Source organism: bacterium (assembly GCA_037147175.1).
Lineage (GTDB): Bacteria > Cyanobacteriota > Vampirovibrionia > Gastranaerophilales > UBA9971 > UBA9971.
Window position 1 is genome coordinate 1 of the sequence record JBAWVS010000069.1, and the last position, 9254, is coordinate 9254.

The window sequence follows — 9254 nt, forward strand, 5'->3', positions numbered from 1 at the left end:
CCGTAAAGAAGCGTGTATCTTGATGCAACACCGGGAGCTATTTTATCAAGAGCCTGAATCATTTCAATTATGCTGGTCAAGTGTCTGTAAGGCAAGACAAGACTCAAATCACCAGGAACAGCATCTTTAAAAGTCGGTTCAACAGTTCCCTGTTTTATTTTTTCAGGGGTAGATCTTCTTCCGTCAAGCAAATCTCCGAATCTTTGAACAAGCAGCCCGCCGCCTAACATATTAGCGAGTCTTGCTATATGCTGACCGTAAGCTATAGGCTCATTAAAAGGTTCTGTGAATTTTTTACTCACAAGGAGAGCAAAATTAGTGTTTTTTGTTTTTTTATTTGCCCAACTATGACCGTTAACTGTGGTTATTCCTTCATAATTTTCGCAAACGACTTCTCCATGAGGATTCATGCAAAAAGTTCTTACGTCATCGCCAAAAGTCGGTGCATTATAGATAAGTTTTACTTCATAAAGTTTATCTGTAAGTTCTTCCATTACAGGAGCAGGAAGTTCTACTCTTACACCTACGTCTACTGCATTATTTTCAAGCGGTATTCCCAGATTGCCTAATTCTTGCGTAAGCCATTCTGCGCCAACTCTTCCCGGTGCAATAATTACGTATTTCGCAAATATTTTCTGCCCTTTATTTGTTGTAAATCCTTTTACTTCGGAATTTTCAACTATTAAAGACTCGGCCACTTCATTTGGATAAACTTCAGCACCTTCTTTGACAGCTTTTTGGTACATACTGTCAAGAACAGCAAGACTTCTTTCTGTTCCAAGATGTCTTATAGGAGAATATATAAGTTTTAATTCCGCCAGAGTTGCGCGTCTTTCAATGTCGGAAATTATATCCGAATTCGCACCGTAAACGGTTTCCGTAGCGCCATGTTCTAGATAAATGTTATCTGTATAAGAAATTAAATCTTCAAGAACTTTTCTGTCCATATAATCAAGAAGATTTCCGCCCACATCAGGAGTTAAAGTAAGTTTGCCGTCACTAAAAGCTCCTGCTCCGCCCCATCCGCAAAGCAAATTACAGGTTTTGCACGGAGGACATTTGTATCCGTTTCTGGTTAAGCATTTTCTTTCGGTGATTTTCGGACCTTTTTCGAAAATTGCCACTTTCCAGTCCGGTTTAAGCTTAATAACTTCAAGTGCGGAAAAAATTCCCGCAGGTCCTGCCCCAACAATAGCTACATCGTACACTATACATTTATCCTTTTTTTGAAATTTTAAATTCAAGACTTTAATATATTACATCAAAGAAACAAACAGTATCATAATATTTTAAAAAATCATAATCTTATGCAATTCTTAAAGACCACCTGTAATTGCAGTTTTGATTATTTTGTAATTGAGGTTTAATCATTAAAAAGCTCATAATTGAAATTTATACTATAATCTAAATCAGGGTATTTATAAAATTCTTTAATAAGGCGGTTAAGAGTTGCTCGTTTTTCGAGAAATAAAAGAAAATTTGCTGGAATCTTCCTGTCTTGCACTCGGTGTTTTTGACGGGGTGCATCTAGGGCATCAAAAAGTTATTCTTAAGGCTGTTAAAAAAGCTCAAGAACTCGGAACAACCAGTGCCGTTGTAACATTCTCAAAACATCCCCGTCATGTTATTTCCAAATCTCCCCAAAATATTATTATTTCTCTGGAAGAAAGGCTCGAACTTTTTGAGAGTCTGGGAGTTCAGGCAGCTATTGTGCTTGATTTTAATGAAAATATTGCAAAAATGACAGCTAAAGAGTATCTGGAAAATGTTTTAATCGGCTGTTTGAATGCAAAAAGCATTACAATCGGCTATAATCATAGATTTGGTCAGCAAAGCAGCAAACATAAGCAAACGGATTCTTCTGATGAGCATAATGAGCAGGGAAACGGCAAATTCCTTGAGGAATACAGCAAAATATACGGTTATGAAGTAGGTGTAGTTTCTCCTGTTAAAATTGACAGCCATGTTGTAAGCAGCTCAGCGATAAGAAAATTTCTGTTAAAAGGTGAAGTTGATCTTGCAGCAAAGTTTTTGGGCAGATCTTTTAAATTAAAAGGTACAATAATTCACGGTCAACATTTGGGCAGGACGCTGGGCTTTCCTACTGCCAATCTTTCTATCCCTGATGAATTAATTCTTCCGTTGGAAGGAGTATATTCAGGTCTTGTTAAAATTGACTCAAAGGTTTATCATGCAGTAATTAATGTTGGCAAAAGACCAACTATCGGCGATCTTAAAAAAGATCTGGTGGAAGCGCATATTCTTGATTTTGACGAAGATATTTACGGCAAAATTATTGATGTTTTTTTTCTCAGAAGAATAAGAAATGAAAAAAAATTCGATTCTTTAGATGAGTTAAAAATTCAAATAAAAAAAGATTGTGAGTTTGTTCACTCAGCTAAAAATTTCGGGTAATTGTAAAAAATGAAAAAGATTTTAATTTCCGGATATTACGGTTTTGATAATTTTGGAGACGATGCGATTTTGCACGTTATTGTTTCCGAATTAAAAAAACATCTTGTTAATCCAAAAATAACAGTAATTTCAAATAATCCGATAAAAACAAGAAAAATTTATGCAGTAGATTCGATTCATAGATTCAATTCAAGAGAAATTATAAAAAGAATGAGAACCTATGATGTATTTATAAGCGGAGGAGGCAGTCTTCTCCAGAATGCAACCAGTTCCAGAAGTTTGCTCTATTATTTAGGTTTAATTTTTCTCGCAAAATATTTTAATCAAAAAACAATAATATTTGCACAAGGTGTAGGTCCGATAAAAACTATAATGGCAAGGATTTTAACAGGATTTGTGCTTAATAATGTTGACCTGATAACTGTTAGGGATAGAGAAAGCCAGAGTTTTTTAAAAAAACTTGGAGTCAGCTCTGTTTTAGGTACAGATCCTGCCTGGAGTCTTGAGATTTCAACGGAAGAGAAACTTTTACAATCTGATAAAATAAACATCGGATTGCAGTTAAGAGCATGGAAAACGCTTACAGACAAAAATATAAATGTTATTGCAAATATAATAAGTAAAAAATTTAATGATGAAAGAAATTGTATTAATTTGATTTCTCTCCAGGACTCTCATGATCTGGAGATTATGCAAAAATTCAAAGATATCCTGTTAAAGAAAAATTTAAAGTCGGAATTAAGGATTTTCTCAGGTCTAACCGTAGATCAAAGTATAAATTTAATTGGAAATCTTGATTATCTTATCGGAATGAGATTTCATGCCTGTCTTATTTCTGCTAATTTTAATGTGCCGACGCTGGCTTTATCTTATGATCCTAAAGTTACAAGTCTTGCGCTGGAATCAAAAATGCCTTTCATTAATATAAACTCTATCAATAAAAATAAAGATAATTTTATTCTTAAACTTGATGAATTAATATCAAATCATGAAAAAATAAGGCAGGATTTAAAAGAATTTTCTGACAAAAAATCTCAAATCTGCAAAGATAGCTTTATTTTATTGCTTAATACTATAATTATGGACTAAAATATTTATTTGGCAGGAGCGGGAAAAATAAATTGAATAATATAAATGATAAAATTGAACATAAACAAAAAAGAGCCTGTGTTTTAGGCTATCCTGTGGATTTAGTGACAAAAAAAGAAGCATTGGATATTGCAGAAGATTTCATGAAAGCAGATAAAGGGATTCATGTGGTTACAATAAACCCTGAAATCATACTTGCTTCCGAAAAAAATCCTGAACTTGACGTTATAATAAAAAAAGCCGAACTTGTTATTCCTGACAGCACCGGCATGGAGCTTGCTTTAAGAAGGCTCGGGTTTAATATAAAAAAACTTGCGGGAATAGAATTTTCTGAAGCACTAATAGAAAGATGCTCTCAAAATAATTATAAAGTAGCTTTTTTAGGGGCAACCCAAGAAGTAATAGAGTCGCTTCAAAAAGAATTAAAGCTGAAATATCCTGAAATAAATATTGTTTATGCACGCAGCGGATATTTTTCCGAAAATGACATGCCGGAAATAACAGATAAACTAAAAGAATTAAATCCTCATTTACTTTTGGTGGCATTAGGCGCACCAAAACAGGAATATATTATTGACCGGTACAGAAAAATTCTTCCTCACACAACTATGATAGGAGTTGGAGGCAGTTTTGATGTTTGGGCCAAAAAAGTAAAAAGAGCTCCTGTAATTTTTAGAATATTTGGATTGGAATGGTTGTACAGATTAATTAAACAACCGTCGAGATTTAGCAGGATGTTTCCCGCATTACCTTTATTTATTATAAGAACAGTCATTTTAAAAGAAAAATCAAGAAAAGAGTATTGATTTAACTATCTATATTTCAAAATGTTTGAGTTTCTCATCACTCATATTGCTTGTAAATTGAAGTTCACTATTGAATAATTTTTCATCCCAAAAATGTTTACCCGTAACCGCTTTTTTTGAGGCTCCGCCTTCATCCCAAAAAATAAAATGTTTGCCCGTAACCGCTTTTTTTAAGGATTCGCCTGTAATTGAATTTTGGTTATGCTGGAAGAAAGAAAAAATTGTACGTACTGGATTCTTAAATAAATCATCAACTGTGCGTAATAGACTATTAAATGAAGATGCTTTTTGAGTATCGCTAGCACTGGCAAGACCTATAAAATTAATTCCCTGTTTTGCTGTGACAGCTTTTAAATCATCTTTTCCAGTAAACAGTCCTCCTGACTTGCAAGCATCAGCCATAAATACCAGATTTGAATTTTTTGGCATTTTTTTGAAAGCTGTTGCAAGTTCATTATCTGCAATACATTCTTTATTAGAAAGATATAACCCTTCTCTTGGATCATTAACTCCTTCGTAACCTAAGCCTCTCTGTATGCCATGTCCTCTATAGGCAACACTTAATTCATCTTCGGGTTTAATTTTTGAAACAGTTGATTTTATCGTATCTAAGACTTGTTTTTTTGTAGGCAGTTTTAAAATTATTTTATTATCAGCATTTCCGGCAATATTCTCTGTAAAAGCTTTGCCGTCAATATTTCCTTGCTGAATATCCTTCCCTGCTGCATCTATAAAAATAAAATATTTTTTACCCGGCTGAGGAGTTTTTTCAGCAGGATTTTGCGGTATGAGTCCTTTTGTTTTATGTTCTGACACAAGCGCTGCTGATTTAGTATTTTCAGGTTTGGAAATATGCGAAAGAGAATTATCTTGAGTTGAAGAGGTCTCATTTGTATCAAGCAAAATTTGTTGACCGACATTTATTTTATTTAAATTTTCAATATTGTTCTGTTTAGCGATTTTTTGTCCCCAAAAGTTTATATCTTTTTGTTTAATACCCTGTTTTTTTGCAATTTTCCAGAGATTATCGCCACTTTGAACGGTATAAGTTTTTAATTTTACGTCTGACATGTTTTTCCTCTTTTCCCTTGATTAAACCTCGTCCTTATTAATATAAAAACAATATCAAGGAAAATCATGCTTTTTTGTTACATAACTTTTCACATTTTTTTAAGCAGGTTATAATCTAAATCAAGAACATGTACCGAGCCAAAGAAAGCAATCAAGAAAAGAGTACTGATATGGAACAAACAAAAAAGTTCAACGAAGAAGAACTTCGAGAGTTAGAATCAATATCTAAAAATCTCAGAAAAAGAGCTTTAACAATGGTTTACAAAGCGCAATCAGGTCATCCCGGAGGCGCACTTTCATCTATTGACCTGCTTCTTATTCTTTATAAAAAAATAATGAAACTTTCTCCTCAATGGAAAGAAGATAATGAATGGAAGAAAAGAGACAGATTTATCCTTTCAAAAGGTCATGCTTCTGCTGCTTTATACAGTGTTTTATGTGAATTTGGCTACTTTTGCCCCACAGAAATTGATAATTTCAGACAATTAGGCGCAAAATTGCAGGGTCATCCCAATAATGAATATGTTCAGGGAGTTGAAGTTCCGTCAGGCTCATTAGGACAGGGGCTTTCTCTTGCAAACGGAATCGCTCTTTCCTTAAAACTTGATAAAAATCCCGCAAAAGTATTTGTTCTTTTAGGTGATGGCGAACTTCAGGAAGGTCAGATATGGGAAGCCGCCATGACTTCCAATCATTATAAGCTTAATAATTTAGTTGCCATTATTGACAGAAATAGACTCCAGATTGACGGTGATACAGAAGATGTTATGGGGCTTGAGCCTCTTGCTGATAAATGGAGAGCATTTGGTTGGGAAGTAATCGAAACCAACGGTCATGATTATCAGGAAATTTATGAAGCTTATCAGAAAGCTTCTTTGTTGGGAAGCCAGAAAGCTTCTCCGGTTGTGATAATTGCCAATACAATTAAAGGCAAAGGGGTTTCCTTTATGGAAAATAATGCCGGCTGGCATGGCAAAGCCCCGAGCGAAGATGAGTTCAATAGAGCTATTGATGAATTAAAGTCCGTTTAAAAAGGGAAAATAAAAAATGATTACCGATAAAACAAAAATCAGTTCGCTCAGGGTTGCATACGGTGAAACTCTTGCGGAATTAGGGAAAAATAACCCTGATATTGTCGTATTAGATTGTGATTTGTCTAAATCTACCCAAACAATAATTTTCAAAAATGCTTGTCCTGAAAGATTTTTTAATATGGGGATAGCGGAACAGGATGCTGTAGCAACAGCAGCAGGTTTTGCTTCAGCGGGAAAAATCCCGTTTATAAGCACATTTGCCATATTTGCATCAGGCAGGGCATGGGAACAGGTAAGAAATTCTATTGCATATCCTAAATTTAACGTAAAAATAGTAGGAACTCATGGCGGTTTAACAGTTGGTGAAGATGGTGCAAGCCATCAGGCTCTGGAAGATATTTGCCTGATGAGAGTATTGCCTGATATGCTGGTAATAGCTCCTGCTGACAGTATTGAAGTAAAAGCAGCCGTAAGATTTGCCGCTGAATATAAAGGTCCTGTTTATCTCAGGATTCCAAGACCTAATCTGCCTGAATTATTTGAGGAATCCGAATATAAATTTGACATGAAGGCGCATATATTAAGAGAAGGTAAAGACTTAACATTAGCTTCATACGGAGAAACAGTAGTTGAGTGCTTAAAATGTGCTGAATTGCTTGAGCAACAAGGAATTTCTGCTGAAGTTATAAATGTTTCAACAATTAAACCTCTGGATGAAAAAACGATTCTTCAAAGTGCGCAAAAAACAAAAGCTGTTATGACAGTTGAAAATCATTCCATAATAGGCGGTCTTGGCGGTGCTGTATGTGAATTTTTGTCTGAAACTTTTCCTGTTCCCGTTAAAAGAATCGGCGTAAGAGATAAATTCGGACAAAGTGGAAAATCTGACGAGTTAATGGCAAAATATGGATTAACAGCAGAAAAATTTGTAAGTGAAGCGATAAAATTAGTTAAAAATAAATAAAATTTTTTAAGACGATTAAATTGCCATGGCTAATTAGTTATCTTTCAATATCAAAAAATTTTATTTTTATAATATACTGAAATGAGTTTAATTTTCAAAAAACAGGCTTTTTATGCCTGTCGGATGGATTTTAGGAAACGGGATGTAATCAACAACAGTCGGCTATAGCTAGAAGAACAATGATAAGATTTAGAAATACAATCAAAGTATATGGAACACAAAGAGCGCTGGACACTGTAAACCTGCATATAAAGGTGGGAGAATTTATTTTTCTGACCGGAACAAGCGGAGCAGGTAAATCCACTATAATGCGCTTAATTTATAGAGAAGAAAAACCCACACGCGGACAGGTTTTAATTGGCGGTGTGGACGTATCAAAACTTCCGGATAACAAAATTCCCTATTTAAGAAGACGTATGGGTATAGTATTTCAGGATTTCAAACTGTTACCCCAACAAAACGTCTTTGATAACGTTGCTTTTGTCATAAGAGCGCTCGGAATGAGCGACAGAGAAATAAATAAAAGAGTTTCAGGAGCACTTAAGATAGTAGGTCTTTTTGACAGGCTTGACGCTTTTCCTTCGCAGCTTTCCGGAGGAGAGCAGCAAAGAGTAGGTATCGCAAGGGCTATAGTCAACGGGCCGCCTTTATTAATTGCGGATGAGCCTACAGGGAACCTCGATCCTCAAACCAGTATGGAAATTATGGAAATTCTTGAGCAGGTTAATAATCGTGGAACTACAGTATTACTTGCTACCCACGATAAAGAAATGGTAAACCATTTTAAAAAGAGAGTTATTACTCTTGAAAACGGAAAAGTCATAAGAGATATTAATGAAGGAACTTATGAGTAAAGGTAAAATCGATGTCACACTTTAATGCAGACATAAGAATAATTAAAAGAGTTGTTTCTGAAACATTCAAAGGTATCCAAAGAACCAGATGGATGAATCTTATAATAATAACGACAATGGCTGCGATATTAAGTATTTTTGGTTGTTTATTCAGAACCAGTCTTGCAATTTCTGATTTTGTCGAGCATCTTGGCGATTCACTCGAAGTTTCAGTTTATTTAAAGCAGGGTTACAATACTGAAACGGCAAAAACCGAAATATTTAAAATAGGCAATATTAAAGAAATAAAAGTCATTCCCAGAGAACAGGCATGGGAAAAGCTTAAACAGGAAATGGATGTGCCCGATATAAAAAACCCTTTGCCGGATACTTTGCGTTTAAAAGTTAAAAATCAGGCCGAAATCGAATATGTGGTAACAAAAGTTAAAAACATGCCATTTGTGGAAAGTATTCAGTATGCGAGAGATATTGTGGAAAAAATCATTAAAGTCGGTGATATGACCAGCCTTGCAACATTTGTTGTGCTTCTGGTTCTTGGCGGGCTGACTTTATCTATTATTAACAATACTATCCATCTTGTAATTCAATCAAGAAGTGAAGAAATTGAAATAATGCGGATGATGGGCGTAGGAAACTGGTATATCAGAGCGCCTTATATTCTTCAAGGTTCTTTTTACGGGTTTTGCGGTGCGATTATTTCTATAATTCCTCTAAGAATTCTCGAAAATTATATTTTGTCTATGATTCAGTTTTTTAACATGGGAGAACCCCCGATTTTTACAAATTTAGTAGTTGTTGTGCTTATGACGATGGGTATTTTTGTAGGTTCACTCGGAAGCTTTATTTCCGTCAGAAAATATTTAAGAATTTAGATCTAAAAAAGCATAAATAAAACATTCTTTCATGTTGAGAGGACTTTTTTGTCATGCTGAGTGAAATGAATCATTTGTCCATTTAATAATAAAGACTAGTGCATTGTTAATTTAATTTATTAGGATAAAGTTTTTTTAACTTAATTCTT

The 9254-nt window shown here is 34.6% G+C and carries 9 protein-coding genes; 7 read left to right on the forward strand and 2 right to left on the reverse strand.

Annotation, left to right across the window (positions count from 1 at the left end):
• Window positions 1-1208, reverse strand: a 1208-nt coding sequence (locus tag WCG23_12210) for an FAD-dependent oxidoreductase (GenBank protein ID MEI8390631.1), incomplete at its 3' end; no start/stop codon positions are given.
• 241 nt (window positions 1209-1449) lie between these two features.
• On the opposite strand from WCG23_12210, the gene WCG23_12215 reads away from it, so the two are divergent.
• Genes WCG23_12215 through WCG23_12225 form a run of 3 tightly spaced genes read left to right on the forward strand, consistent with a single transcriptional unit; the run spans window position 1450 to window position 4310 of the window.
• Window positions 1450-2415: a bifunctional riboflavin kinase/FAD synthetase gene (locus WCG23_12215; protein MEI8390632.1), complete on the forward strand. Its 966-nt coding sequence runs from the start codon at window positions 1450-1452 to the stop codon at window positions 2413-2415.
• Window positions 2416-2424: 9 nt separating this feature from the next.
• Complete coding sequence (gene csaB, locus WCG23_12220) at window positions 2425-3504, forward strand: polysaccharide pyruvyl transferase CsaB (GenBank protein MEI8390633.1); 1080 nt, start codon at window positions 2425-2427, stop codon at window positions 3502-3504.
• A gap of 32 nt (window positions 3505-3536) precedes the next feature.
• Window positions 3537-4310, forward strand: a complete 774-nt coding sequence (locus tag WCG23_12225) for a WecB/TagA/CpsF family glycosyltransferase (GenBank protein ID MEI8390634.1) — start codon at window positions 3537-3539, stop codon at window positions 4308-4310.
• A gap of 9 nt (window positions 4311-4319) precedes the next feature.
• On the opposite strand, the gene WCG23_12230 is transcribed toward WCG23_12225, so the two are convergent.
• Window positions 4320-5381, reverse strand: coding sequence for a LysM peptidoglycan-binding domain-containing protein (locus tag WCG23_12230; protein MEI8390635.1), 1062 nt, complete (start codon window positions 5379-5381; stop codon window positions 4320-4322).
• A 170-nt stretch (window positions 5382-5551) separates the two neighbouring features.
• Here WCG23_12230 and WCG23_12235 point away from each other — a divergent pair, with 170 nt between their 5' ends.
• From WCG23_12235 to WCG23_12250, 4 genes are all read left to right on the forward strand, one after another.
• Window positions 5552-6412: a transketolase gene (locus WCG23_12235; protein ID MEI8390636.1), complete on the forward strand. Its 861-nt coding sequence runs from the start codon at window positions 5552-5554 to the stop codon at window positions 6410-6412.
• Between the two features lie 16 nt (window positions 6413-6428).
• Window positions 6429-7379 carry a transketolase family protein gene (locus WCG23_12240; GenBank protein MEI8390637.1) on the forward strand — a complete coding sequence of 317 codons (951 nt, stop codon included), beginning with the start codon at window positions 6429-6431 and terminating at the stop codon, window positions 7377-7379.
• Between the two features lie 179 nt (window positions 7380-7558).
• Window positions 7559-8233, forward strand: a complete 675-nt coding sequence (gene ftsE, locus WCG23_12245; protein MEI8390638.1) for a cell division ATP-binding protein FtsE — start codon at window positions 7559-7561, stop codon at window positions 8231-8233.
• Window positions 8234-8244: 11 nt separating this feature from the next.
• Entirely contained in the window at window positions 8245-9105 is an 861-nt protein-coding gene (locus WCG23_12250; protein MEI8390639.1) for a permease-like cell division protein FtsX, read from the forward strand.
• Window positions 9106-9254: the final 149 nt, after the last annotated feature.

Excerpts from the sequence above, each read along its gene's own strand:
- WCG23_12240 (MEI8390637.1), top strand. The coding sequence starts at position 6,429 with ATGATTACCGATAAAACAAAAATCAGTTCGCTCAGGGTTGCATACGGT.
- WCG23_12230 (MEI8390635.1), bottom strand. The coding sequence starts at position 5,381 with ATGTCAGACGTAAAATTAAAAACTTATACCGTTCAAAGTGGCGATAAT.
- csaB (MEI8390633.1), top strand. The coding sequence starts at position 2,425 with ATGAAAAAGATTTTAATTTCCGGATATTACGGTTTTGATAATTTTGGA.
- ftsE (MEI8390638.1), top strand. The coding sequence starts at position 7,559 with ATGATAAGATTTAGAAATACAATCAAAGTATATGGAACACAAAGAGCG.
- WCG23_12235 (MEI8390636.1), top strand. The coding sequence starts at position 5,552 with ATGGAACAAACAAAAAAGTTCAACGAAGAAGAACTTCGAGAGTTAGAA.
- WCG23_12250 (MEI8390639.1), top strand. The coding sequence starts at position 8,245 with ATGTCACACTTTAATGCAGACATAAGAATAATTAAAAGAGTTGTTTCT.